A 25,371-nucleotide genomic window follows, 5' to 3' on the forward strand; every position below is an offset into this window, starting at 1 on the left:
CGTCGGATCATGGATCGATTGCTGATCTCGCCGTACAGGCACCCGCTGCTGGCGATGCTGATCGTGCTGCAGATGGCGCTCGGCTATCCGGTGCTGCTCGCCATGGGCACGCTGGCGTCGCAGGCGCATGCGCGGATGCACGCCTCCAGCGGCATCGACGACGATGCGCATCTGCTGACGCTGCGGCTCAACGGCCGCGTGTCCGCCGCGCAAGCGCAGCGCCAGGCGGCGGCACTGCGCGCGATCCCCGGCGTCCTGCACGTGGCGGCGATCAATCAGCTGCCGTTCGGACCCGAGCACTGGAGCACGCTGATGGGACCGCGCGCCGACGGCGCCGGCGGACAGTTCCGCGTGACCACCTACCTCGGCGGTCCCGGACTCGTGGCGGCGCTGGGCCTGCGCCTGCAGCGCGGCCGCGATTTCGCCAGCGACGAGTACCGCGACCTCGCCTCGCCCACCGCGCTGGACCTGGCGCAGCGGGTGATCCTGACCCAGTCGCTGGCAGCGAGGCTGTTCCCCGGCCGCGACGCGGTGGGACAGGCGGTGTATCTGGGCGGCCGGCCGCCGGCACGGGTGGTCGGCATCGTCGAGCGGCTGCGCGCGCCGGGCACCGGCGACGAGGACGGCGCCATCCTGGCGCTGCGCCTGCGCGACGACGGCGACGCGCTGTATGTGCTGCGCATCGCGCACGGCGATCCGACGCAGCTCCGCGCGCGCCTGGGGGCGGATGCGCAGCGGATCGCAGCGGGGCGGATGCACGAGCTGGGCAGCGCCGGCGAACTGCGCTCGCAGCAACGGCGCCTGCATCGCCAGCGGCTGATGCTGCTGGCGGCAGGTGCGGCGCTGTGGCTGCTCGCCACGACCGCGACGGTCTACGCCATCAGCGAGCTGATGGTGCGCCAGCGTTACCGGCAGATCGCGTTGCGTCGCGCGCTGGGCGCGCGCGCGGCGCAGATCCGCCGGCAGCTGCATCAGGAAAACCTGCTGCTGTGCGGCCTGGGCGTCGCCATCGGCGCGGGCGTCGCCGCGCTGCTGCGCCGGGTTCTGCCGGATGCCGCAGCGCTGTCGCCGCCGCCACTGCCCGCCCTGGCCATCGCGTCGCTGTTGCTCGCTGCCGGCTGGCTGGCGATGCGCGGACCGGCCGTTCGCGCGGCGCGGCTGTCGCCTGCGGCGTATCGGTGATGGGCATGCGCGTAGTCGCCACATCGCCCGCGCCCGCGATGGCATCGGCCGCATGCCGATGGCCGCTGGCACACACGACAAGCCACACCGGGACTGCGATGATGCCGCTTCGTCCGGCATTCGCCCGTTCCGCCCAAGCCATCCGACAAGGTTCCCGATGCCCTGCATCCTGATCATCGACGACAACCCCGCCGTCGCCACCGCGCTGGAAGTGCTGTTCTCGCTGCACGACATCGAGACGGTGCATGCAGACAGTCCGGATGCCGGGCTGCAGCGCCTGGCCGAGGGCGATATCGACCTGGTGCTGCAGGACATGAACTTCACCGCCGACACCACCTCGGGCGAGGAAGGCGTGGCGCTGTTCGATGCGATCCGCGCGCGCCACCCGGACCTGCCGGTGATCCTGCTGACCGCCTGGACCCAGCTCAGCAGCGCCGTGGAACTCGTCAAGGCCGGCGCCGCCGACTACCTGGCCAAACCCTGGGACGACCGCAAGCTGCTGACCACGGTCAACAACCTGCTGGAACTGTCCGAAGCGCGGCGCGAACTGGAACGGCGCCGCGACGGCGAACGCCGCCATCGCCAGCAGCTGGCGCAGCGCTACGACCTGCGCGGCGCGGTGTTCGCCGACCCGGCCAGCGAGCGCGCCATCGCCCTGGCCTGCCAGGTCGCGCGCTCGGAACTGCCGGTGCTGATCACCGGCCCCAACGGCAGCGGCAAGGAGAAGATCGCCGAGATCGTCCAGGCCAACTCGCCGATGCGGCAGGGTCCGTTCGTGGCGCTGAACTGCGGCGCGATTCCGGCCGAACTGATCGAAGCGGAATTGTTCGGCGCCGAGGCCGGCGCCTACACCGGCGCCAACAAGGTCCGCGAAGGCAAGTTCGAGGCCGCCGACGGCGGCACCCTGTTCCTGGACGAGATCGGCAACCTGTCGCTGGCCGGGCAGATGAAGCTGCTGCGCGTGCTGGAGACCGGGCGTTTCGAACGGCTGGGCTCCAACCGCGAGCGCCAGGTCAAGGTGCGGGTGATCAGCGCCACCAATGCCGACCTGACCGCGATGATCCGCGACGGCATGTTTCGGGAAGATCTGTACTACCGGCTCAACGCGGTGGAGCTGTCGCTGCCGGCGCTGGCCGACCGGCCCGGCGACATCCTGCCGCTGGCCGAGCACTTCCTGTCCGGCGCCAAGCCGCTGTCGGCCGGCGCCGCCCAGGCGCTGCAGCGGCACGCCTGGCCCGGCAACGTGCGCGAGCTGCGCAACGTCGTCCAGCGCGCCGAACTGCTGGCCGGCGGCCGCGTGATCGAGGCCGCCGACCTCAACCTGCCCAAGCCCGCAGCGCAGCGTGCCGCACCCGGCGCCGAACCGGACCGCGAGCGCATCGTCGCGGTGCTCGGCCGCGCCAACGGCGTCATCGCCCAGGCCGCGGCCGAACTGGGCATGAGCCGGCAGGCGCTGTACCGGCGCATGGACCGCTACGGAATCCCGCGCGAATGAAACTGCGCCGCTCGTTCACCGTCGGCCTGTTCCTGCGCCTGTTGCCGGTGCTGGCGCTGGCCGCGGCGATGCCGTGGCTGCTGGCGTACTGGATGGACCGCGGCTGGGAAGTGGTGACCTTCTCGGCGCTGTCGCTGCTGGTGCTGATGTGGTGGACGCTGCGCCGCGCCACCGCGCCGATGCGCTCGCTGTTCCGCGCCCTGGCCGGGACCGTCAGCAGCTACCGCGACGGCGAATACAACTTCGGCGTGCACTGGCGCGGCGACGACGAACTGGGCGAGATGGTCGCCGCGCACCGGCAGCTGGGCGAGATCCTGCGCGAGCAACGCCAGGGCCTGGCGCAGCGCGAACTGATGCTCGACACCATGGTGCAGAACACGCCGGTGGCGATGCTGCTGACCTCCAACGGCGGCGACGGCCTGCGCCGCGTGGTGTTCTCCAACCTGGCCGCGCGCAAGCTGCTGCACGGCGGCTGGAAGCTGGAAGGCCAGCGCCTGGACGACCTGCTGCTGGGCATGCCGCCGGCGCTGCGCGAGGCCGTGGCGCGCGGCGGCGACAGCCTGTTCACCATCGACGACGACGAGGATCCGGAAGAGGAGCAGGTCTACCATCTGTCGCGGCGCCGCTTCCGCCTCAACGGCCGCCCGCACGAACTGCTGCTGATCCGCCTGCTCACCGCCGAACTGCGTCGCCAGGAAGTGCATACCTGGAAGAAGGTGATCCGGGTGATCAGCCACGAATTGAACAACTCGCTGGCGCCGATCGCCTCGCTGGCGCACTCCGGCGCCGAGCTGGTGCGGCGGCAGAAGGTGGAGCGGCTGGAGGAAGTCTTCGGCACCATCGAAGAGCGCGCGCGGCACCTGGAAGGCTTCATCCGCGGCTACGCGCGCTTCGCCAAGCTGCCGCAGCCGCAGTTGCAGACCGTGCACTGGGCGCAGTTCCTGGGTGGGCTGCAGCAGCAGATCCCGTTCGCGCTGGAACTGGAAGCGCCCGACCTGCACAGCCGGGTCGACCCGGCGCAGCTGCAGCAGGCGCTGCTCAACCTGGTCAAGAACGCGCACGAGTCCAGTCCCGAGGGCCTGGCGCCGGCCGACAGCGTGCGCATCCGCGTCTCCACCCGCCCCGAATGGCTGCGCATCGAGGTGCTGGACCGCGGCAGCGGCATGAACGAAGCGGTGCTGCACAACGCGCTGATGCCGTTCTATTCGACCAAGCGCAACGGCACCGGCCTGGGCCTGGCGCTGACCCGCGAGATCGTCGAAGCGCACGGCGGCCGCCTGTCGCTGCAGAACCGCGACGAAGGCGGGCTGTGCGTGGCGGTGCAGTTGCCGCTGGCGTCGGCGGGCTGATGACGCCTCACGCATCCCTGTAGGAGCGGCTTCAGCCGCGACAGGCATTTCCGGTAGAACCTGTCGCGGCTGAAGCCGCTCCTACAAGGGTGCATACGTGCTCAATCGTGTCCGGTGCCGCTCTCGACGATGCGCGGCGTCGGCGCCGGCCGTGGCGCTGGCGGGAATCGCGCCGGAGTGGCGGTGCCGTTGCCGCTGGCATCGGCGAGCTAGCGCATTTCGATCCAGGCGATGCCACGTGATGTTGCCACTGTAGGAGCGACTTCAGTCGCGACGGGCTCTACCGGTAACGCCCGTCGCGACTGAAGTCGCTCCCACAAATTCCCTCATCGCGCTGCACGCCGCAGATTCGCCGTTGCGGCACGCAGTTTCACTCGTGCACGGTGCCGCTCTCGACGATGCGCGGCGCGCCCAGCGCGCCACAGGCGTCGTCGGCTCCGGTCGTGGCGGTCGCGGGTATCGCGCCGTAATAGCCCGCGCCGACCGTGTTGTCGACGAAGCGCCCGCCCTGCGACGGACATTCGCCCTGCTCCGGATCGAACCAGTCGGAGAACGCGGCGTACTTGCCGGCGTGCACGAAATGGTTGCCGCGCACCTGGGTATCGTCGGACGCATCGCGGGTGCGCACCACGTCGCCGTTGACGTCGGTGAAACTGTTGCCCTCGACGGTATTGCCGGTCGAATGCCGCGCCAGATACAGCGCATGGATGTAGCCGGAGGTTTCCTTGCTGTTCTCGATCGCGCTGAACTGATTGTCGGCGATGACGTTGTCGCGCGAGTTCTGCAAGCGGATCGCCGCATACGAGTACGCCGGATCGCCCTGGCCGTGGATGCCGCCGATGCGGGTGAAGCGCATGCCGCGGATCTCGTTGCCGGCGTTGCCGTCGGCGGCCGCGTTGCTGCTGCCCAGATCCATCGCCATCCAGTAGTCGCTGACCTCCAGGCCGACGAACTGCAATTGGGTGCGCTGGTTGCCGCCGCCGCGCAGGGTGAACCAGGTGCCGCCGCCGCGTCCGTCGAAGTGCGGCATCGTGCCTGCACCGGAGGCGGCGACGATGCGCAGCGGCGCGCCGTTGCGGAACGTCCAGCGTACCGACTGGCCCAGATAGGTCCCGGGCGCGACCACGATTTCCACCGCGGCCGGCGGCGGCTGCGCCAGCAGCCGTTGCTGCGCGGCGCTCAATGTCTTCAAGGCGGTCGCGGCGCTGGTCCCGGCCGCGGCATCGTCGCCGTCGGGCGCCAGGTACAGGCGGAAGGTCTGCGCGTGCACGACGCTCGCCGCCATCAGCAACACCAGGACCCACCAGCGCATGCGTCGGACCGACATCGAACACCTCCATGGAGCGTTGCGACGCTGGCGCCGGATCCGGCCAGCCGCGCCACCTTAGCGCGGCTCCGCGCGTGCGGCTGCGATGCCTGTCACGCGCCGCCGGGCGCGCGCTGGCGGCTATTTCTTCTTCGGCCGCTTCCAGTCTTCGTGCGTCGCCTGCCGCGCCCGCGCCACGGTGAGCTGGCCGGCCGGCGCGTCGCGCGTGATCACCGACCCGGCGCCGATGGTCGCGCCGGCACCGATCGTCAGCGGCGCCACCAGCGCGCTGTTGGAGCCGACGAAGACGTCGTCGCCGATCGTGGTCTGCGACTTGTTCACGCCGTCGTAGTTGCAGGTGATGGTGCCGGCGCCGATGTTGACCCCGCTGCCGATCGTCGCATCGCCCAGATAACTCAGATGATTGGCCTTGCTGCCGACGCCGAGCACCGCCTTCTTGGTCTCGACGAAGTTGCCGATGTGCACGCCGTCGGCCAGCACCGTGCCCGGCCGCAGTCGCGCGAACGGGCCGATCATCACCGCGCCCTCGGTGACCACGCCTTCCAGGTCGCAGTGCGCGCGCACTTCGGTACCCGGCCCCAGCACCACGTCCTTCAGCCGCACGAACGGGCCGATGCTGACCCCGTCGCCCAGCTCCACCTCGCCTTCCAGCACCACGTTCACGTCGATGCACACGTCGCGGCCCACGCGCACGCGGCCGCGCTGGTCCAGCCGGTTCGGATCGAGCAGGTGCGCCCCCTGCTCGCACAGCGCACGCGCCGCGCGCAGCTGCCAGGCGCGCTCCAGCTGCGCCAGCTGCCACGGGTCGTTGGCGCCCTCGGCCTCGATCGGATCGGCCACCAGCACCATCTCCGCCGGGGTGAATTCGGCGGCGGCGGCGGCGAACACGTCGGTCAGGTAATACTCGCCCTGCGCGTTGTCGCTGCGCAATTGCGCCAGCCAGCGCTTGAGCGCGGTGGATTCGGCGGTGACGATGCCGGTGTTGATGGCGCGGATGCGGCGCTGATCGTCATCGGCATCCTTGTGCTCCACGATCGCCGCGACCTTGCCTGCCGCGTCGCGCACGATGCGGCCGTAGCCGCTGGGGTCGTCGGGTTCGGCCACCAGCACCGCCAGCCGCCCCGGCGAGTGCAGCAGGCGCAACAAGGTGTCGGCGCGGATCAGCGGCACGTCGCCGTACAGCACCAGCACCGTGGCCGCATCCGGCACCTCGGCCATCGCCTGCTGCACCGCATGTCCGGTGCCCAGCTGCTGCGCCTGCTCGGCCCACAGCAGATCCGGCTGGTCGCCGAAGGCCGCGCGTACCGCGTCGCCGCCATGGCCGTAGACCACATGGATCGCCGCCGGCTGCAGCTGGCGCGCGGTGTCGATCACGTGGGCCAGCATCGGCCGGCCGGCGATGGGTTGCAGCACCTTGGGCTTGGCGGACTTCATCCGCTTGCCCGCGCCGGCGGCAAGGATCACGACGTGCAGGGGCAGGCTCATGGGGAAGTTCCATTCCGGGTCAGACGGGGATTTTAGAGGCAGCCGCGTCAGCGTGCCGCAACGCCCGCAGCGTCGCGACGCCGCGGCATTTACATCTGCGTGGCAGACGCTAGCATGCGCGCTTGATCCCAACCCAGGGCTTCCATGAGTCTGCTGCGCCAGGGCAGTCAATTCGTCGTGATCGGATTGCTGCAACTGCTGATCGACTGGAGCGTGTTCGTCGCGGCGACCGCCGCCGGCATGCCGCCGATCCCGGCCAACGTGCTCGGCCGCGTCTGCGGCGCCCTGCTCGGCTTCTGGCTCAACGGCCGCATCACCTTCGCCAGCGGCGACGGCGCGCGCCTGGGCTGGCAGCGGTTCGGCCGCTTCATGGCGGTGTGGATCCTGATGACCCTGCTCAGCACCTGGCTGGTGGCGCTGTGCGTGGACGCGCTGGGCCTGCGCCTGGCCTGGCTGGCCAAGCCGGTGGTCGAAGGCCTGCTGGCGGTGCTGTCGTTCTTCGTGGGGCGGCACGTGGTGTACCGCTAAGGCGCGGCACGCAGCACACCCCTGTAGGAGCGGCTTCAGCCGCGACAGGCACTCTCGGCAACGCCCGTCGCGGCTGAACGCTCCTACAAAAAACAGGCCGCTGCGCATGGCGCGGCCCGCACGCCCTCGACCGCGCAGGCCGCATGCCGGTGCAATCGGGACGACTGCGCCCCGCTCGCCTCGCTCAGTGGCAGAAATCGCCCAGGCTGCGCACCAGCGCGGTGCGATGGACCTGGTCCAGCTGCCAGCGCAACGCATAGGCCTCGGCCGCGCGCGCGGTCGCCGCGGGACACTCCGGCGCCTGCCGCGCCGCGGCGCTGGCCTGCAAGGCGTCCAGCATTTCGCCCTGCAGCTGGTCCAGCCGCGCACGCAACGCGGTCAGGTCCGGACGCGGCTGGTCGGGGGCGCGGCCGCGCAGCCGCCAGCGTTCCAGCAATTGGTATTGCACCAGCTTGTTGGACTCGATCTGCATGCCGAAGAAGCGCGCCGCATCGTCCGCATCCACGCCGTGCGCCGGCGCCTGCTCGCGCACGCTGGCCAGCACCGCGGCTTCGCGCGTGGCGTCCAGCACCGGCTTGCCGCTGTCCCATTTGCTCAGCGCCACCTGGTCGCCGATCGCGTTGCGCTCGACGATGCGGTCGAGCAGCGGTTCCAGCGGCGTGGCGCTGCGCGCGGGCATCGCGCAGCCCAGCATCGCAGTGCCGGCCAGCAGCGCGCTCAGCACGCGCGGGAGTGTGGCAGCGACGGAAGCGGTCATCGGGTCTCTCCTGAAAAACCGTCTGCGTGGGGGAATGAATCCGCAGATCGGGCGGCCATCTTGCCGAAGCCGGAGGACGTTTTCATTGCATCGCGCCGCGCCTGGCACGCGCCGGCGCCGCCGAGTCAGCGGCGATAAAGCCTGCGCCGTGCGCCGCGTCACTGTTGCGGCGATGCCGGCGCTACGCGCGAGACGGCAGCTGCGCTCCTCGCCGCTGCGAAACGGCACGGCGTACAGCGGACGTGGCCCACAAACGAAAAACGCCGGCAGTCGCCGGCGTCTTCGTCGCATGCCTGCGCCAGACGGCGCGCGCCGCGAGACTCAGTGCTTGAGGTTCTTGCGCAGGCGTTCCAGCGCCTGCAGCTGCGCGGTGACTTCCGCCAGCTTGGCCTGCGCCTCGGCCACGTCGATGCCCTCGCCGCGGTTGGCCAGCATGCGCTCGGCGTCTTCCTTGGCCTTGCGCACCGACGCCTCGTCGATGTCCTGCGCGCGGATCGCGGTGTCGGCCAGGATGGTCACCACCTGCGGCTGCACCTCGAGGATGCCGCCGGAAATGGCGAAATCCAGCTGCTCGCCGCTGGCGGTGGTGACCACCACCTTGCCGGGCTTGAGCCGGGTGATCAGCGGCGCGTGCTTGGGCGCGATGCCCAGCTCGCCCAGCTCGCCGGTGGCGACCACCAGGGTCGCTTCACCGTGGTAGATCTCATGCTCGGCGCTGACGATGTCGCAACGGATGGTGCTCATGGTGCCTCACTGGGTGAGGCGGGAATCGGGAGCCGGGAATCGGGAATGGGAGAAGCGAGCTGCCTTCTCTTAACCACTACGCGATGCCTCGGATGCCACGTGTCCCGCCTTTGCGATTCTCGATTCCCGATTCCCCATTCCCGGATTCCGGCCGCCACGCGGCCGGGATCCAGATCAGGCCTTCTCGGCCATCTTCTTGGCCTTCTCGACCGCTTCTTCGATGCTGCCGACCATGTAGAACGCCTGCTCCGGCAGGTGGTCGTACTCGCCTTCGACGATGCCCTTGAAGCCGCGGATGGTGTCCTTCAGCGACACGTACTTGCCCGGCGAGCCGGTGAACACTTCGGCCACGTGGAAGGGCTGGCTGAAGAAGCGCTCGATCTTGCGCGCGCGCGACACCGACTGCTTGTCCTCTTCGGACAGCTCGTCCATGCCCAGGATCGCGATGATGTCCTTCAGTTCCTTGTACTTCTGCAGGGTCATCTGCACGCGGCGGGCGGTGTCGTAGTGCTCGTGCCCGATCACGTTCGGATCCATCATGCGCGAGGTCGAATCCAGCGGATCCACCGCCGGGTAGATACCCAGCGAGGCGATGCTGCGCGACAGCGCGACGGTCGAGTCGAGGTGGGCGAAGGTGGTCGCCGGCGACGGGTCGGTGTAATCGTCCGCGGGCACGTACACGGCCTGGATCGAGGTGATCGAGCCGGTCTTGGTCGAGGTGATGCGCTCCTGCAGCACGCCCATTTCCTCGGCCAGGGTCGGCTGGTAGCCCACCGCCGACGGCATGCGGCCCAGCAGCGCCGACACTTCGGTACCGGCCAGGGTGTAGCGGTAGATGTTGTCGACGAACAGCAGCACATCCTTGCCCTTGCCGTTCTCGTCCTTCTCGTCGCGGAAGTACTCGGCCATGGTCAGGCCGGTCAGCGCCACGCGCAGACGGTTGCCCGGCGGCTCGTTCATCTGGCCGTACACCATCGCGACCTTGTCCAGGACGTTGGAGTCCTTCATCTCGTGGTAGAAGTCGTTGCCCTCGCGGGTACGCTCGCCCACGCCGGCGAACACGGACAGACCCGAGTGCGCCTTGGCGATGTTGTTGATCAGTTCCATCATGTTGACGGTCTTGCCGACGCCGGCGCCGCCGAACAGGCCGACCTTGCCGCCCTTGGCGAACGGGCACATCAGGTCGATGACCTTGATGCCGGTTTCCAGCAGCTCGGTGGCCGAGGACTGGTCTTCGTAGCTCGGCGCGGCGCGGTGGATTTCCCAATGGTCGGTGGCCTGCACGTCGCCGGCCTCGTCGATCGGGCGGCCCAGCACGTCCATGATCCGGCCCAGCGTGCCCGGGCCGACCGGCACCGAGATCGCGCGGCCGGTGTTGGTCGCCAGCAGGTTGCGCTTGAGGCCGTCGGTGGAACCGAGCGCGATGGTGCGCACGATGCCGTCGCCCAGCTGCTGCTGGACTTCCAGCGTGATGGCCGTGCCCTCGACCTTCAGTGCGTCGTAAATCTTCGGCACATCGGCACGCGCGAATTCGACGTCGACGACCGCGCCGATGATCTGAACGATCTTGCCCTGACTCATTTGGATAACTCCACTAATGTCTATGCGAATCTGGTGTCGGGAATGGGGAAAGGGGAATCGGGAATGGGAAGATCAAGCGCTGCTGCTTCGACCATTCCCGTTTCTCCATTCCCCATTCCCGGCTACACAGCGGCTGCGCCGCCGACGATCTCGGAAATTTCCTGGGTAATCGCCGCCTGGCGCGCCTTGTTGTAGATCAGCTGCAAGGTGCTGATCAGCTTGTTGGCGTTGTCGCTGGCCGCCTTCATCGCGACCATGCGCGCGGCATGCTCGGAGGCCACGTTCTCCAGCACCGCCTGGTACACCAGCGACTCGATGTAGCGCGTCATCACGTGCTCCAGCACGGTCGCGGCATCGGGTTCGTACAGGTAGTCCCAGTCGTGGTGCGCGACCTGGTTCTCCGCCGCCGGCAGCGGCAACAGCTGGTCGAAGCTGGCCTTCTGCGTCATCGTGTTCACGAAGCGGTTGTAGACCAGGTAGACGCGGTCGACCTTGCCCTCGGTGAACGCATCCAGCATCACCTTGATCACGCCGATCAGCTGTTCCAGCTGCGGCACGTCGCCGAGGTGGCTGACGCTGCCGACCATGTCGACCTTGAGCCGGCGGAAGAACACCGAGGCCTTCTGGCCGATGGTGACCACGTCGATGCCGGCGCCCTTGTCCTGCCACTGGCGCACTTCGCCCAGCATCTTGCGGAACAGGTTGTTGTTGAGGCCGCCGGCCAGGCCGCGATCGGAGGAGATCACGATGTAGCCGACGCGCTTGACCGTGTCGCGCTGCACCAGGAACGGATGCGTGTAGTCGGTGCTGGCCTGCGCCAGATGCCCGATCACCTGCTTCATCGCCTGCGCGTACGGGCGCGAGGTCTTCATCCGATCCTGCGCCTTGCGGATCTTGGAGGCCGAGACCATCTCGAGCGCGCGCGTCACCTTGCGGGTGTTCTGCACGCTCTTGATCTTGGTTTTGATTTCGCGTCCGCCTGCCATTACTCGCTCCGCTCGTGGGATTCGGGAATCGGGATTCGGGATTGGCCGAAGCCCCCCGTATCCCGCTCCTGCGAATCTCTAATGCCTAATCCCGAATCCCTGCTGCTGACTTACCAGCTGCCCGTGGTCTTGAACTCGCCGATGCCCTTCTTGAACGCCGCTTCGATCTCGCCGTTCCAGTCGCCGCTGTCGTTGACCTTGGCGATCAGCTCGCCGGCGGTGTTGGCGAAGTGCGCGTGCAGGCCTTCCTCGAACGCGCCGATCTTGTTGACCGGCACGTCGTCCAGGAAGCCTTCGTTGACCGCGTAGATCGACAGCGCCTGGTTGGCGATGGACATCGGCAGGTACTGCTTCTGCTTCATCAGCTCGGTGACGCGCTGGCCGCGCTCGAGCTGCTTGCGGGTGGCTTCGTCCAGGTCCGAGGCGAACTGCGCGAACGCCGCCAGCTCGCGGTACTGCGCCAGCGAGATGCGGATGCCGCCGGAGAGCTTCTTGATGATCTTGGTCTGCGCGGCGCCGCCGACGCGCGACACCGAGATGCCGGCGTTCACCGCCGGACGGATGCCGGCGTTGAACAGGTCGGTTTCCAGGAAGATCTGGCCGTCGGTGATCGAGATCACGTTGGTCGGCACGAACGCGGACACGTCGCCGGCCTGGGTTTCGATGATCGGCAGCGCGGTCAGCGAACCGGTCTTGCCCTTCACTTCGCCGTTGGTGAACTTCTCCACGTAGTCCTCGGACACGCGCGCGGCGCGCTCCAGCAGGCGGCTGTGCAGGTAGAACACGTCGCCCGGATACGCTTCGCGGCCCGGCGGGCGCTTCAGCAGCAGCGAGATCTGGCGGTAGGCCACGGCCTGCTTGGACAGATCGTCGTACACGATCAGCGCGTCTTCGCCGCGGTCCATGAAGTACTCGCCCATGGTGCAGCCGGCGTAGGCGCTGATGTACTGCATCGCCGCCGATTCGGAGGCGGTCGCGGCGACCACGATGGTGTGCGCCAGCGCGCCGTTCTCTTCCAGCTTGCGCACGATGTTGGCCACGGTCGAGGCCTTCTGCCCGATCGCCACGTACACGCACTTGATGCCGGTGGTCTTCTGGTTGATCACCGCATCGATCGCCAGCGCGGTCTTGCCGGTCTGGCGGTCGCCGATGACCAGCTCGCGCTGGCCGCGGCCGATCGGGATCATCGCGTCGACCGACTTGTAGCCGGTCTGCACCGGCTGGTCGACCGACTTGCGCCAGATCACGCCCGGCGCCACGCGCTCCACCGGCGCGGTCTGCGAGGTGCCCAGCGGGCCCTTGCCGTCGATCGGCTCGCCCAGCGCGTTGACCACGCGGCCGAGCAGTTCCTTGCCCACCGGCACTTCCAGGATGCGGCCGGTGGTCTTGGCCACGTCGCCTTCGCGCAGGTTCTCGTAGTCGCCGAGCACCACGGCGCCGACCGAGTCGCGCTCCAGGTTCAGCGCCAGGGCGTAGGTCTCGTTCGGCAGTTCGATCATTTCGCCCTGCATCACGTCGGCCAGGCCGAAGATGCGCACGATGCCGTCGGACACGCTGGTGACCGTGCCTTCGTTGCGCGACTCCGCAGTCAGCTTGACCTGCTCGATGCGGTTCTTGATCAGTTCGCTGATTTCGGAGGGATTGAGCGTGGTTGCCATCTTGGTTTCCTTCGGATCGTCCACCGCGCGAAGGCGGATGGCGACGTGTGGTTAGCTTCTTTGAGAATCGGGAATGGGGAATCGGGAATCGCTGGTGGCGTCGCCGCCGGGCCGGGTTCTCTCTTCTCTATTCGCCATTCCCGCTTCTTAGTGGGCCAGTGCGGATTGCAGGCGCGACAGCTTGCCTTTCAGCGAACCGTCGATGACCACGTCGCCGGCGTCGATCACCGCGCCGCCGATCAGCGAAGCGTCCACCGCCGTGGTGATCTCGACCTCGCGGCCGAAGCGCTGCTTCAACGCCACCTTCAACGAGGCCACCTCCGCGTCGCTCAGCTGGGTGGCCGAGGTCACGTTGGCCTTGACCACGCATTCGGCCTCGGCACGCAGCTGATCGTACAGCCCGGCGATCTCGGGCAGCAGCGGCAGCCGCTGCCCTTCGGCCAGCAGGCTGAGGAAGCGCGCGTACTGCTCGTCGGCCACCTGCGGCGCCAGCAGCGCCACCGCCTGCTCGCGCTGCAGCTGCGGGTTGTGCAGCAACGCCGCCACGCGCGGATCGGCGGCGACCTGGGCGGAGAACGCCAAGGCCTGCGACCAGGGCGCGAGCTTGCCGGCATCGCTGGCCGCGGCGAACGCGGCGCGGGCATACGGACGCGCCAGTGTGAGGGCCTGGCTCATCTCAGATCTCCGCCGCCAGCTCGTCGAGCAGCGCCTTGTGGGCGTTGGCGTCGATTTCGCGCTTGAGCAGCTTTTCCGCACCGCTCACCGCCAGCAGCGACACCTGGCGACGCAGGTCCTCGCGCGCACGGTTGGCCGCGGCGTCGATCTCGGCCTGGGCCAGATCCTTCTGCCGGTTGGCCTCGGCGATCGCCTCGTTCTTGGCCGCTTCGACGATCTGGTTGGCGCGCGCGTGGGCCTGATCGATGATCTCGTTGGCCTTGACGCGTGCGTCTTTCAGCGCTTCGTTGACCTTTTCCTGCGCCTGCGCCAGATCCTTCTGACTGCGATCGGCGGCGGCGAGGCCTTCGGCGATCTTCTGTTGGCGCTCTTCGATGGCCTGCATCAGCGGCGGCCAGATCTTGGTCGCGACGATCCAGATCAGACCGGCAAACGCCAGCGCCTGGGCAAAGAGGGTGAGACCGATATTCATTGGGTACGCTCAGCCAAAGTGACGGGGTGGACGCGCCGCCATCGCGGCGGGCGCGTCCGAACCTTCATCCGCAGCGGGGCGGCCGCATCGCTGCGACCGTCCGCCGGTGCTACTGGATCAGCCGCCCTGCGGCAGGCGCGACACGAACTCGCCGATCATCGGGTTGGCGAACGCGAACAGCAGGCCGACCGCGACGCTGATGATGAACGCGGCGTCGATCAGGCCGGCGGTGATGAACATGCGCACCTGCAGCACCGGGATCAGTTCCGGCTGGCGCGCGGCCGACTCCAGGAACTTGCCGGCCATGATGGCCAGACCGAGGCCGGCACCCAGCGCGGCCAGGCCGATCATGATGCCGACGGCGAGGACGGTGGAGCTCTGGACTTGGGCGAGGTTGGTCAGGACGGCGAAGTACATGGTTTTCTCCGAGAACTAAAGTTGCTTGAGGATGGTGAATCGAACGAAGGGTTGCTTAAAACGCGTGAAGCAGAAACGTCAGTGGCTGTCTTCCGCCAGGCTCAGATACACGATGGACAGCATCATGAAGATGAAAGCCTGCAGCGGGATCACCAGCAGGTGGAACAGCATCCAGCCGAAGCCGAATGCGCCGCCGGCCAGTGCGCCGACGATGCCGGCACCGCCCAGCACCCAGATCAGCAGGAACACGATCTCGCCGCCGAACATGTTGCCGAACAGTCGCATCGCCAGGGAGATCGGCTTGCTCAGCCACTCGACGATATTGAGGATCAGGTTGAACGGCAGCATCCACTTGCCGAACGGGGCGGTCAGGAATTCCTTGGTCATCCCGCCCACGCCCTTGGAGCGCAGCGAGAAGAAGATCATCAGGAAGAACACGCTGATCGACATGCCCAGGGTGGCGTTGACGTCGGCGGTGGGCACCGGCTTCCAGTAGTGCACGCCGGCCCAGCTCAGCGGGATCGCGATGAAGTCCGCCGGGATCATCTTGATGAGGTTCATCATCAGGATCCAGAAGAACAGGGTGATCGCGATCGGGGTCACCAGCTTGCTGGTGCCGTGGTAGGTGTCCTTGGCCTGGCGGTCGACGAACTCCAGCAGGATCTCCACGAACGCCTGCCACTTGCCCGGCACGCCGGCGGTGGCCTTGCGCGTGGCGATCCAGAAGCCGAACACCATCAGCAGGCCGGACAGCACCGACATGACCAGGGTATCGACGTGCACCTGCCAGAACCCGCCCTCCTGCACCTGGAAGGTGAGGTTTTGCAGGTGGTGCTGGATGTAGGAGGTAGGGGTTGCTTCCTCGCCCGCCATGAGTCCTGAGCCTTTATCGTGATTCGATCAACGTCTGGCCAGAGCCAGAACCTGGAACATCAGCCCGGTGGCGATACCCGCCAACAGGGCCAGAGGAGGCAGCCGCCACCAGGCAAAGCCCAGCGCGAGTACCGCGAATACCAACACCCACTTCAGCACCATGGCCACGATCAACCGCGCCATCGCCGCACCAGCCGCCTGCACGCCGCCGCTCAACGCGGTGCGTGCCGCCAGCCATCCTCCCGCCACCGTCGCCAGCCCGGTTGCGGCAGCGCCCATGGCGTACTTCGGCCCCAGCAGCAGGAACGCCAGGGAAACCACGGCCACCGCCACCAGCGGGTAAATCGCTGCGCGCAGCATCAGCCGCCGACCCGCATCAACGGAGTTCAGCACAGAAAATCCTGCAGTTGGTGGTGGGTTGAGGACGTCTTCGCGTCCGTCGAGCCGCGGAATTATAGCAATGGGACAATTTGCGAGACAACCGCCAAAGGTCGCGGCCGTCCCCGGATCCAGCCAAGCCGCCAACGATAGCACGTCGCGGACCCGCACCGCGGCCTGCATTGATGCATCGCAACAGGGATTTGCGTGGGAACTTTTCCTCCCGCCTCCGGTCCGATCATGCAGGGACTGCGCCCATCCTCGTCGATTTGCAGCGCGGACCCATGGAGCCCCGGGCGACCGGGGCTCTTCTTTTTGCCTGCGATTCCGTGACCGATGCCACCTCCATACCTTCACGGATGGTGGACACGGTTTTAAGGATAGTTGCGGCACGCGGTGGCGCTCGCCATCGGCGCATCCATCCCCAGATGACGGAGCTTCGCCCCCTATGAAACATTTGCTCGCCCTTGCGTTGCCGTGCGCGCTCGCCGCCGCCTACGCCCTTCCCGCCCACGCCGCAGACACCGACGACCGCTTCACCATCCGCCTCGGCGCGATGAACGTGGACAACGACAACACCCTGCGCGGCAACACCACCATCGCCGGCAACGAGATCTCCGGTTCGCAGGACTTCGACTTCGGCGGCAAGGAATGGGAGCCGCGCGTGGACGGCGTGTTCCGCATCAGCACCCGCCAGCGCCTGATCTTCGACTACTTCAAGTACGACAAGGACCGCCGCGAGGAACTGGGCGAGAACCTCAGCTACGACGGCGTCACCGTGCCGGCCGGCAGCTTCGTCAAGGGCGAGATGAAGTACCAGGTGGCCAGCCTGGTGTACGACTACTCGGTGATCGACACCCCGCAGTTCAGCATGGGCCTGCAGATCGGCGCCGAGTGGGCCAAGGTCCAGGCCAATGCCTACGCCGACCTGGGCGACCTGTATTCGGGCACCTTCATCGACGAGAGCGAAGACGGCGCCGCGCCGGTGGTCGGCCTGCGCTTCACCGCGCAGCCGAACGAGCATTGGCTGTTCAGCGTGCAGGGCCAGTACGTCAACACCAAGTGGGGCGATTTCGGCAAGTACGACGGCGACCTGAGCCGCGCCAATGCCATCGCCGAGTACCGCTTCACCAAGAACTTCGGCATCTTCGCCGGCTACGACTGGTTCAAGCTGGACGTGGACCGCGAGACCGACTCCAACTCCGCCTCGCTGACCAATGTCGGCCTGAAGCAGGAGTTCAAGGGCCCGGTGGCCGGTGTGACCTTCGCGTTCTGATTCCTTCGGGACTCGGACTCGGGACTCGGGACTCGCAAAGAGCTTCAACGCAAACCCCCGCAGCGATGCGGGGGTTTGTCGTTTATGGGGCCGGTTGGCAGGCAGTCGAATCCTGCGGTGGCCTGGACGGCGATGCCGGCGCGGGTGCGGCGGACACCGCTCACGGCGGCTTGGTCACGCCCGCCACCAGCAGGTGCCGGTGAATCTCGCAGTAGCACTCGTCGTGCCAACCGTAGTGCGGATCGCGGCACACCGAATGGCGTACCGCCGCGGGCAGGCTGCCCACGGCGCTGCGCAGATCGTGCCGCAAGGCCACGAACACCGAGCCGGACTCGGGCCAGTCGGTCCGATGCGGCGGCTCCTGCATGCGGTTGCCCTGGCCCAGCTCGCGCTCCAGCAGCGCCTGCAGTTCGGAACACAACGACTGCGTGTGCATCGCATTCTCCGCAATCGCGGCGCGGTGCCGCGCAGACAGGACGACGCCCCGCGAACGGGGCGTCGTCGGCGTCGCGCGTGCGCCAGCCGCTTACTTCTTCTTCGGGATGTACAGGTCGGTAATGGTGCCGTCGTAGACCTCGGCGGCCATGCCGACCGACTCGCTCAGGGTCGGATGCGCGTGGATGGTGTGGCCGATGTCCTCGGCCTCCGCGCCCATCTCGATCGCCAGGCCGATCTCGGCCAGCAGGTCGCCGGCATGCACGCCGACGATGGCGCCGCCGACGATGCGGTGCGTGTCCTCGTCGAAGATCAGCTTGGTGAAGCCCTCGGTGCGGCCGATGCCGATGGCGCGGCCGCTGGCCGCCCACGGGAACTTGGCCACGCCGACCTTCAGGCCCTTGGCCTTGGCCTCGGTCTCGGTGACGCCGACCCAGGCGATTTCCGGGTTGGTGTAGGCCACCGACGGGATCACCCGCGCCACCCACTCCTTCTTCTCGCCCGCCGCCACTTCCGCGGCCAGCTTGCCCTCGTGGGTGGCCTTGTGCGCCAGCATCGGATTGCCGACGATGTCGCCGATGGCGAAGATGTGCGGCACGTTGCTGCGCATCTGCCGGTCGACCGGGATGAAGCCGCGCTCGGTGACGTTCACCCCGGCCTTCTCCGCGCCGATCTTCTTGCCGTTCGGCGAACGGCCCACCGCGACCAGCACGCGGTCGTAGCTGGTCGCGCCCAGCGCCGGCTGCTCGCCTTCGGCCGCGGCCTCGAACGACACGGTGATGCCCTTCTTGTCGGCCTTGACCTCGGTGGCCTTGGTCTTCAGGTAGACCTCCACGCCCTGCTTCTTCAGCCGGTCGGCCAGCGGCTTGACCAGGTCCTTGTCGGCGCCCGGCATCAGCTGGTCCATGAACTCGACCACGGTGACCTTGCTGCCCAGCGCGCTGTACACGGTGGCCATTTCCAGGCCGATGATGCCGCCGCCGACCACCAGCAGGGTCTTGGGGATCTCCTGCAGTTCCAGCGCGTCGGTGGAGTCCATGACCCGCTTGTCGTCCCACGGGAAGTTGGGCAGCTTCACCGCCTGCGAACCGGCGGCGATGATGCACTGCTCGAAACGCAGCAACTGGGTCTTGCCGTCGGCGCCGACGATCTCCAGCTCGTTGGGCGACACGAACGACGCCACGCCGGTGACGGTGCGCACCTTGCGCTGCTTGGCCATGCTGGCCAGGCCGCCGGTGAGCTTGCCGACCACGTTTTCCTTGTACGCGCGCAGCTTGTCCAGGGCGATCTTGGGCGCGCTGAAGGTCACGCCGAAGTCGCCGGCATGGGCCACCTCGTCGATCACCGCGGCCGCGTGCAGCAGCGCCTTGGACGGAATGCAGCCGACGTTGAGGCAGACGCCGCCGAGGCTGGCGTAGCGCTCGATCAGCACCGTGTCCAGGCCCAGGTCGGCGGCGCGGAACGCGGCGGTGTAGCCGCCGGGGCCGGCGCCGAGCACCACCATCTTGCATTCGATGTCGGCCGGCTTGCCGCTGGCCAGCGCCGGCTTGGGCGCCGGCGGCTCGGCCGGGGCGCGATGCGACGGCGCCACCGGCGGCTTGCTGGCCGGCGCCTCGGCCTTGGCCGGCGCGGGCGCGGCGGCCGGCGCGGCGCCGGCGTCCTCGGTTTCCAGCAGCGCGATCACCGCGCCCTCGGACAGGACGTCGCCGAGCTTGACCTTCAGCTCCTTGATCACGCCGGCCTCCGCCGACGGCACTTCCAGCGTGGCCTTGTCCGACTCCAGGGTCAGCAGGCCCTGATCCTTCTTCACCGTGTCGCCGACCGCGACCAACACTTCGATGACCGGAACCTCGCTGTAGTCGCCGATATCCGGGACCTTGACCTCAATGACCGCCATGCAGCTTCTCCTGTGGCCCGGCCGGCGCGCCGGCGGGCGATTGCAGTTCTACGGCGGCGCCGCGATGGACGCGGCGCACGCGGGTGGGGGAAACACGGGCCGCGCCGGGCGCGGCGCCGTTGCGGCAGGACTTACAGCAGCACGCGGCGCATGTCCGCCAGCACCTGGCTCAGGTAGGTGGTGAAGCGCGCCGCCGCAGCGCCGTCGATGACCCGGTGGTCGTAGCTCAGCGACAGCGGCAACATCAGCTTGGGCGCGAATTCCTTGCCGTTCCACACCGGCTGGATCGCCGACTTGGACACGCCCAGGATCGCCACTTCCGGCGCATTGACGATCGGGGTGAACGCGGTGCCGCCGATGCCGCCGAGCGAGCTGATCGAGAAGCAGCCGCCGCTCATCTCGGCCGGGCCGAGCTTGCCGTCGCGCGCCTTCTTGGCCAGTTCGCCGCTCTCGCGCGCCAGCTCGACCACGCCCTTCTTGTCCACGTCGCGGATCACCGGCACCACCAGCCCGTTCGGGGTGTCGGCGGCGAAACCGATGTGGAAGTACTTCTTCAGGGTCAGGTTCTCGCCGGCCGCATCCAGCGAGGCGTTGAAGTCGGGGAACTGCTTCAGCGCCGCGGCGCTGGCCTTGAGCAGGAAGGCGAGCATGGTCAGCTTGATGCCGGCCTTCTCGTTCTCCTTGTTCAACGCCACGCGCAGAGCTTCCAGGTCGGTGATGTCGGCCTGCTCGAACTGGGTGACGTGCGGGATCATCGCCCAGTTGCGCGCCAGGTTGGCGCCGGAGATCTTCTTGATCCGCGACAGCGGCTTGACCTCGACCTCGCCGAACTTGGCGAAATCGACCTTGGGCCACGGCAGCAGGTTCAGGCCGTTGCCGCCGCCGGCCGACGGCGCGCCGCCAGCCGCTGCGGCCGGCACGCCGCCCGCCAGCGCGGCCTTGACGTAGCGCTGCACGTCGTCCTTGGTGATGCGGCCGCCGTGCTCGGTGCCGCTGACCTGGAACAGGTCCACGCCCAGTTCGCGGGCGAACACGCGCACCGCCGGGCTGGCGTAGGGAACCTTCTGCGGCAGCACGCTGTCGGCGTTGAACTCCACCGGCGGGCTGCTCGGGGTGCCGGCCGACGGCGCGGACGCGCCCGCCTTGGTCGGCGCCGAGCCCTGCACCTGGGCGATCTCGCGCTGCGCGAGCTTGTCCGGCGCGGCCGAGGCCGGCACCGGCTCCACCCCGCCGCCGGTCTCGGCGCTGGGCTGGATCGCGCCTGCCGCCGGCGCGTCGGCATTGGCGCCGGCCACTTCGATCAGCGCCACGACCTTGCCCTCGGACAGGCTGTCGCCGACCTTGACCTTCAGTTCCTTGACCACGCCGGCCACCGACGAAGGCACTTCCATCGTCGCCTTGTCCGATTCCAGGGTGACCAGGCTCTGGTCCTTGGCCACGGTGTCGCCGACCGCGACCAGCACTTCGATGACCGGCACGTCGCTGTAGTCGCCGATGTCCGGCACGCGCGCCTCGACGATGCCGCCGCCGGCATTCCCTGCCGGGACCGGCTTGGTCGCCTGCTGCGCGGCCGGCGCCGGCTCCTGCTTGGCCGGCGCTGGCGCGGCCTTGGCCGCCGCCGGAGCCGGTGCGGCGGCACTGGCGCCGTCCTCGGCCACTTCGATCAAGGCCACCAGCTTGCCTTCGGACAGGCTGTCGCCGATCTTGACCTTCAGCTCCTTGACCACGCCGGCGAACGGCGACGGCACTTCCATCGTCGCCTTGTCCGACTCCAGGGTGACCAGGCTCTGGTCCTTCTTCACCGTGTCGCCGACCGCCACCAGCACTTCGATTACCGGGACGTCGCTGTAGTCACCGATATCGGGGACAAGTGCTTCCTTGATTTCGGCCATGCGGGCAACTCCGGCAACTAATGAGGGGGAAACCCCTATTGTGGCGGCCCGCAGCCGCAGCGCCAACCTTTGCCGGGCAAAAAAACCCGCAGCGGGCGCGCCGTGGCACCGGGAAGCGCGTGTCTGCGGCGTTCGCGGCGGACTGTACGCCTGCGCATTGTCCCGCGGTCATCGCCGCCACGCGCGGCGCGCCGCCTTCACGGGCAGGCGCCTAGCATGCGCCGCACCCCGATCGGAGTGCCGCCATGCGTGCGTTCGTGCTGTTGATGTCGTTGGCGATGCCGCTGGTCGCCTGGTTCTCGCAACGCGGCGCGTTCGGCCCGACCAACGGCGCGATCTCCGACCGCTACCCGACCCTGATCGTCGCCGCCGGCTACGCGTTCGCGATCTGGGGCCCGATCTTCCTGCTCGACCTGGCCTTCGGCCTGTGGCAGCTGTCGCCGCGGCGCCGGCGCGACAGCGCGCTGGCGCAGGTGCGGCTGCCGGCGGCGCTGGGCTTCGGCCTGACCGCGCTGTGGATGCCGGTGTTCTCGCAGCAGCATTTCCTGCTGGCGCTGGCGGTGATCTGGGCGGCGCTGGCGTGCCTGGCGCTGGCCGCGCTGCGCCTGTCGCGCGATCCGCGCGCCGAGCCGTGGCAGGCGCTGTGGGCCTGGCTGCCGCTGTCGCTGCACGCCGGCTGGCTGTCGCTGGCCGCCTTCCTCAACACCGCACAGGTGATCGTCGCCTACCGCTGGCTGTCCACCGAACACATGCTGCCGTGGAGCCTGGTGCTGTTCGCGCTGGCCGGTGCGCTGCTGCTCGGCCTGAACCGGGCGATGCGCGGCAACCTGGCCTATGTCGCGGCGGCGCTGTGGGCGCTGGCCGCGGTCTACGTCAAGCAGGCCGGCAGCGGCCTGGACGGCGCACGCAGCGCGGCGTGGGTGGCGTTGGCGCTGGCTGCGGTGTTGCTGATGCAGACCCTGTGGCTACGGCTGCGCGCGCCGGCGCGACGCGCGCTGCACTGAGTGGTCCTCCGCTAGCGCGCCGCCGACGGCGGCGCGAGCCAGACCTGCAGCGGCGCCCAGGCCTGCTGCAACCGCGGCAGCGAGAACGCGGCGTTGGCCGGGCTGGTCGAGGGCAGCGCCAGCACCGTCAGCGGCGGTTCGCGCGGCGCCAGCTGCGGCTGCACGAAACGCGCGAACGCCTGCGCCGCCGCGGCGCCGTTGCAGGCGATCGCGCGCAACTGCGGCAACTGCGCGATGCGCGCGGGCAAGGGATTGGGCACTTCGCTGCCGCGCACGATCGCCGCATCCAGGCTGCCGCTGCGCCGGCACTGGCCGATCACGTCCCACAGGCCCGCGCCGCAGGCCTGCATCGCCTGCAACCGCGCGGCGTAGTCCAGTTGCGGATCGAAGCCGCACAGCGCGCCCAGCAACGGCCACAGGCGATTGCGCGGATGCGCGTAGTAGCGCGCGTGCTGCAGCGACATCGCGCCGGGCATCGAGCCGAGAATCAGCACCCGGCAATCGTCGCGAATCTGCGCAGGCAGGCCCTGCAACACGTCCTGCATCGTCACGTCGCGCGCATCTGGGTGAACATCGCCAAGTCTTAAAACCTCGTTATTTCAAGCATCCAACGCCGGTGTCTGAACGATGCCTGCATCCGCTCGGCCGAGGTCGGCGTCGATTCATCTTCTCATCGATACGGTGTGCGCGCCCACTCCTGTGGCCCCACAAAAAAAAGATTGAGGAGATTCCCATGCGGTCCATTCAAATCCTGAGCCTGGCTGTCGTTTCCGCCCTTGCGTTCGCGCCTGCCGCATTTGCGCAGGACGGCGACACCGCATCCGGCAAGCGCTTCGCCGTCGTCGGCAGCGCGACCCTGCTCGACCCCCATTCCAAGCCGGCCAACGGCCTGGACGTCGACGGCGGCCCGGCCCCGACCATCAGCGCCAGCTGGCTGATCAACGACAACTGGGCCGTCGAACTGTGGGGCGCCGCCGACAAGTTCAACCACCGCGTCAGCGCCAGCGGCGTGGGCAAGGTCGGCACCGTCGAGCAGCAGCCGATCGCGCTGAGCGGCCAGTATCACTTCGGCCAGGCGGACAACGTGTTCCGTCCGTTCGTCGGCGTCGGTTACTACGAGTCCAACTTCAGCAACGAGAAGATCGACGGCCTGTCGGCCAGCGGCCAGCACGTCGGCCTGGACACCGCCAAGGGTGCGATCGGCACCGTCGGCGTGGACATGAACATCAACTCGACGTGGTTCGCCCGCGCCGATGCTCGCTACATGCATTCGCGTCCGGAAGTGCAGGTCGCCGGCAGCGGCACCGGCCAGGACCTGAAGCTGGATCCGTGGCTGGTCAGCTTCGGCGTCGGCGCGCGCTTCTAAGCACGCCTGCTCCGCGTCACATGCAAACGGGCCTTCGGGCCCGTTTGTTTTTGTGGCTTCACGCATCTGCGCGCGCGCGGCTCAGCGCGGCGAACGGTCGTAGCCGCGATAGCGATCGAAATGGCGCACCTTGCGCCGCAACAGCCACGCATACGCGCACGCGTAGCCGAGCAACAGCGCCGCCGCCGCAAGCAGGCTGGCGTGGCTCATCCAGCCCTGCGCCGGCCATGCCGCGCCTTCGCTCATGCTGCGCCAGCCCTGCAGCAGACCGGCGCCGATGCGCGCCACCACCAGCAGCGTCAACGCCAGCACCAGCCACAGGTTCGGCGTGTAGTACAGGCCCTGCGGCAGCGGTTCGAACCGGCTCAACCAGATGCCCAGCGCGCCCAGCCCCAGGCCTGCCACCCAGCCGATGCAGGCATACATCGCCGCATCGGGCCACCAGTGCGCGGCGATCAGCGCGAAGCCCAGCAACACGAGGCTCGACACCAGCGCCGACCAGAACTGCACGCTGGCCAGCCACGCCCGCGCCTGGCGCCGCGAGGTGCCGTAGCGGAAACGCTGCAGCAGCGACAACGGCAACAGCACCGCGGTCACTGCCAGCGCGATCACGATCGCCAGGGGAATGGCCAGCAACAGCGGCATGCGCGGGCTCCGCTCAGAACGCCGGTAGGACCGCGCCCTGGTACTTGCGCTCGATGAAGGCCTTGACCTCGGGGCTGGTCAGCGCCTTGGCCAGCTTCTGCACGCGCGGATCGTCCTTGTTGTCGGCGCGCGCGACCAGGAAGTTCACGTACGGCGAGTCCTTGCTCTCGATCGCCAGCGCGTCGCGGGTGGGATTGAGCCCGGCGTCGAGCGCGTAGTTGGTGTTGATCAGCGCCAGGTCGACCTGGTCCAGCACCCGCGGCAGCATCGCCGAATCCAGCTCGCGGAATTTCAGCTGCTTCGGGTTGGCGACGATGTCGCGCTGGGTGGACAGCGCATTGCCCGGATCCTTGAGCTTGATGACCCCGGCCTTGTCGAGCAGGATCAGCGCGCGGCTGTTGTTGCTGGGATCGTTGGGAATCACCACGTCGGCGCCCTGCGGCAGCTCGGCCAGCGACTTGAAGCGGCGCGAATAGGCGCCGAACGGCTCGATGTGCACGCCGATCACGGTGACCAGATCGCTCTTGCGATCGCGGTTGTAGGCATCCAGGTACGGCTCGGTCTGGAAGTAGTTCACGTCGATCTGCTTCTGCACCACCTGGTCGTTTGGCTGCACGTAGTCGTTGAACACGCGCACGTCCAGGGTCACGCCCTGTTTCTCCAGCAGCGGCTTGACCACCTCGAGGATCTCCGCATGCGGCACCGCGGTGGCGGCGACGCTGAGCCGCGCAGTGTCGGTCGCGGAGGTGGACTTGCCGCAGGCGGCCAGGGCGAGCACGGCGGCGCCGAGCAGCAGACGAAGCGGGAGTTTGGTCATGGGCGGGAATCCGGAAACGTGGGGAAGAGGAGCGGCCAGGCCGCCATGCGGGCAAGCTAGCAGACCCAGCCGCTGCGCGCGGAGAAAAGGCTGCCTGGCTTTTCTGTAGGAGTGGCTTCAGCCGCGACCGCT

General features: G+C 68.4%; 25 protein-coding genes. 7 read left to right on the plus strand and 18 right to left on the minus strand.

The window, feature by feature from the left end; genetic code table 11:
* Positions 1-9 precede the first annotated feature (9 nt).
* The 3 genes from HDC36_RS14725 (at position 10) to HDC36_RS14735 (ending at position 4,026) form a co-directional block, all read left to right on the plus strand.
* Positions 10-1,182, plus strand: coding sequence for an FtsX-like permease family protein (locus tag HDC36_RS14725; protein ID WP_179568746.1), 1,173 nt, complete (start codon positions 10-12; stop codon positions 1,180-1,182).
* Between the two features lie 157 nt (positions 1,183-1,339).
* Complete coding sequence (locus HDC36_RS14730) at positions 1,340-2,677, plus strand: sigma-54 dependent transcriptional regulator (protein ID WP_179568748.1); 1,338 nt, start codon at positions 1,340-1,342, stop codon at positions 2,675-2,677.
* Complete coding sequence (locus HDC36_RS14735) at positions 2,674-4,026, plus strand: HAMP domain-containing sensor histidine kinase (protein WP_179568750.1); 1,353 nt, start codon at positions 2,674-2,676, stop codon at positions 4,024-4,026. The genes HDC36_RS14730 and HDC36_RS14735 overlap by 4 nt, the downstream gene beginning before the upstream one ends.
* 370 nt (positions 4,027-4,396) lie before the next feature.
* Here HDC36_RS14735 and HDC36_RS14740 read toward each other — a convergent pair whose 3' ends face one another.
* Together HDC36_RS14740 and glmU are read right to left on the minus strand one after the other, a co-directional pair.
* Positions 4,397-5,353, minus strand: a complete 957-nt coding sequence (locus HDC36_RS14740; protein ID WP_179568752.1) for a right-handed parallel beta-helix repeat-containing protein — start codon at positions 5,351-5,353, stop codon at positions 4,397-4,399.
* 120 nt (positions 5,354-5,473) lie between these two features.
* On the minus strand, positions 5,474-6,838 hold the full coding sequence (gene glmU, locus HDC36_RS14745; protein WP_179568754.1) for a bifunctional UDP-N-acetylglucosamine diphosphorylase/glucosamine-1-phosphate N-acetyltransferase GlmU: 1,365 nt from the start codon (positions 6,836-6,838) through the stop codon (positions 5,474-5,476).
* Positions 6,839-6,982: 144 nt separating this feature from the next.
* Here glmU and HDC36_RS14750 point away from each other — a divergent pair, with 144 nt between their 5' ends.
* On the plus strand, positions 6,983-7,366 hold the full coding sequence (locus tag HDC36_RS14750; protein ID WP_179568756.1) for a GtrA family protein: 384 nt from the start codon (positions 6,983-6,985) through the stop codon (positions 7,364-7,366).
* 184 nt (positions 7,367-7,550) lie between these two features.
* Here the strand turns inward: HDC36_RS14750 and HDC36_RS14755 are convergent, their stop codons facing one another.
* The 10 genes from HDC36_RS14755 to HDC36_RS14800 form a co-directional block, all read right to left on the minus strand.
* A complete protein-coding gene (locus tag HDC36_RS14755) occupies positions 7,551-8,123 on the minus strand; it encodes a chorismate mutase (RefSeq protein WP_179568758.1) in 573 nt (190 codons plus the stop codon).
* Between the two features lie 321 nt (positions 8,124-8,444).
* Positions 8,445-8,867, minus strand: a complete 423-nt coding sequence (locus HDC36_RS14760; RefSeq protein ID WP_179568760.1) for a F0F1 ATP synthase subunit epsilon — start codon at positions 8,865-8,867, stop codon at positions 8,445-8,447.
* Positions 8,868-9,041: 174 nt separating this feature from the next.
* Entirely contained in the window at positions 9,042-10,448 is a 1,407-nt protein-coding gene (atpD, locus tag HDC36_RS14765) for a F0F1 ATP synthase subunit beta (protein ID WP_179568762.1), read from the minus strand.
* Positions 10,449-10,570: 122 nt separating this feature from the next.
* Positions 10,571-11,434: a F0F1 ATP synthase subunit gamma gene (gene atpG, locus HDC36_RS14770; protein WP_179568764.1), complete on the minus strand. Its 864-nt coding sequence runs from the start codon at positions 11,432-11,434 to the stop codon at positions 10,571-10,573.
* A 110-nt stretch (positions 11,435-11,544) separates the two neighbouring features.
* The gene (gene atpA / locus HDC36_RS14775; protein ID WP_179568766.1) at positions 11,545-13,092 is read right to left on the minus strand and encodes a F0F1 ATP synthase subunit alpha; all 1,548 of its coding nucleotides are present in this window, start codon (positions 13,090-13,092) and stop codon (positions 11,545-11,547) included.
* A 147-nt stretch (positions 13,093-13,239) separates the two neighbouring features.
* Entirely contained in the window at positions 13,240-13,767 is a 528-nt protein-coding gene (locus HDC36_RS14780; RefSeq protein ID WP_179568768.1) for a F0F1 ATP synthase subunit delta, read from the minus strand.
* Between the two features lies 1 nt (position 13,768).
* Positions 13,769-14,239, minus strand: a complete 471-nt coding sequence (locus HDC36_RS14785; RefSeq protein ID WP_179568770.1) for a F0F1 ATP synthase subunit B — start codon at positions 14,237-14,239, stop codon at positions 13,769-13,771.
* A 117-nt stretch (positions 14,240-14,356) separates the two neighbouring features.
* Positions 14,357-14,656, minus strand: a complete 300-nt coding sequence (atpE, locus tag HDC36_RS14790; protein ID WP_046978353.1) for a F0F1 ATP synthase subunit C — start codon at positions 14,654-14,656, stop codon at positions 14,357-14,359.
* Positions 14,657-14,734: 78 nt separating this feature from the next.
* Positions 14,735-15,529, minus strand: coding sequence for a F0F1 ATP synthase subunit A (gene atpB, locus HDC36_RS14795; protein WP_179568772.1), 795 nt, complete (start codon positions 15,527-15,529; stop codon positions 14,735-14,737).
* Between the two features lie 27 nt (positions 15,530-15,556).
* Positions 15,557-15,922 (minus strand): ATP synthase subunit I, encoded by a 366-nt coding sequence (locus HDC36_RS14800; RefSeq protein ID WP_179568774.1) that lies wholly within the window; start codon positions 15,920-15,922, stop codon positions 15,557-15,559.
* Positions 15,923-16,355: 433 nt separating this feature from the next.
* Between HDC36_RS14800 and HDC36_RS14805 the strand changes: the two genes are divergently transcribed.
* Positions 16,356-17,183, plus strand: coding sequence for a hypothetical protein (locus tag HDC36_RS14805; RefSeq protein ID WP_179568776.1), 828 nt, complete (start codon positions 16,356-16,358; stop codon positions 17,181-17,183).
* Positions 17,184-17,343: 160 nt separating this feature from the next.
* On the opposite strand, the gene HDC36_RS14810 is transcribed toward HDC36_RS14805, so the two are convergent.
* From HDC36_RS14810 to aceF, 3 genes are all read right to left on the minus strand, one after another.
* Complete coding sequence (locus tag HDC36_RS14810) at positions 17,344-17,619, minus strand: hypothetical protein (protein WP_179568778.1); 276 nt, start codon at positions 17,617-17,619, stop codon at positions 17,344-17,346.
* A 90-nt stretch (positions 17,620-17,709) separates the two neighbouring features.
* Positions 17,710-19,515 (minus strand): dihydrolipoyl dehydrogenase, encoded by a 1,806-nt coding sequence (lpdA, locus tag HDC36_RS14815; RefSeq protein WP_179568780.1) that lies wholly within the window; start codon positions 19,513-19,515, stop codon positions 17,710-17,712.
* Between the two features lie 131 nt (positions 19,516-19,646).
* Entirely contained in the window at positions 19,647-21,407 is a 1,761-nt protein-coding gene (gene aceF / locus HDC36_RS14820) for a dihydrolipoyllysine-residue acetyltransferase (RefSeq protein ID WP_179568782.1), read from the minus strand.
* A gap of 245 nt (positions 21,408-21,652) precedes the next feature.
* Here aceF and HDC36_RS14825 point away from each other — a divergent pair, with 245 nt between their 5' ends.
* Complete coding sequence (locus tag HDC36_RS14825) at positions 21,653-22,411, plus strand: hypothetical protein (RefSeq protein WP_179568784.1); 759 nt, start codon at positions 21,653-21,655, stop codon at positions 22,409-22,411.
* An 11-nt stretch (positions 22,412-22,422) separates the two neighbouring features.
* On the opposite strand, the gene HDC36_RS14830 is transcribed toward HDC36_RS14825, so the two are convergent.
* On the minus strand, positions 22,423-22,956 hold the full coding sequence (locus HDC36_RS14830) for a DNA-deoxyinosine glycosylase (protein ID WP_179569430.1): 534 nt from the start codon (positions 22,954-22,956) through the stop codon (positions 22,423-22,425).
* 188 nt (positions 22,957-23,144) lie between these two features.
* Between HDC36_RS14830 and HDC36_RS14835 the strand changes: the two genes are divergently transcribed.
* Entirely contained in the window at positions 23,145-23,777 is a 633-nt protein-coding gene (locus tag HDC36_RS14835) for an OmpW family outer membrane protein (protein WP_179568786.1), read from the plus strand.
* Positions 23,778-23,858: 81 nt separating this feature from the next.
* Here HDC36_RS14835 and HDC36_RS14840 read toward each other — a convergent pair whose 3' ends face one another.
* Positions 23,859-24,422, minus strand: a complete 564-nt coding sequence (locus HDC36_RS14840) for a DUF1453 domain-containing protein (RefSeq protein ID WP_179568788.1) — start codon at positions 24,420-24,422, stop codon at positions 23,859-23,861.
* Positions 24,423-24,435: 13 nt separating this feature from the next.
* Entirely contained in the window at positions 24,436-25,239 is an 804-nt protein-coding gene (locus HDC36_RS14845; RefSeq protein WP_179568790.1) for a MetQ/NlpA family ABC transporter substrate-binding protein, read from the minus strand.
* Between the last annotated feature and the right edge of the window lie 132 nt (positions 25,240-25,371).

Source organism: Xanthomonas sp. JAI131, from assembly GCF_013410075.1.
Classification (GTDB): Bacteria; Pseudomonadota; Gammaproteobacteria; order Xanthomonadales; family Xanthomonadaceae; genus Xanthomonas_A; species Xanthomonas_A bonasiae.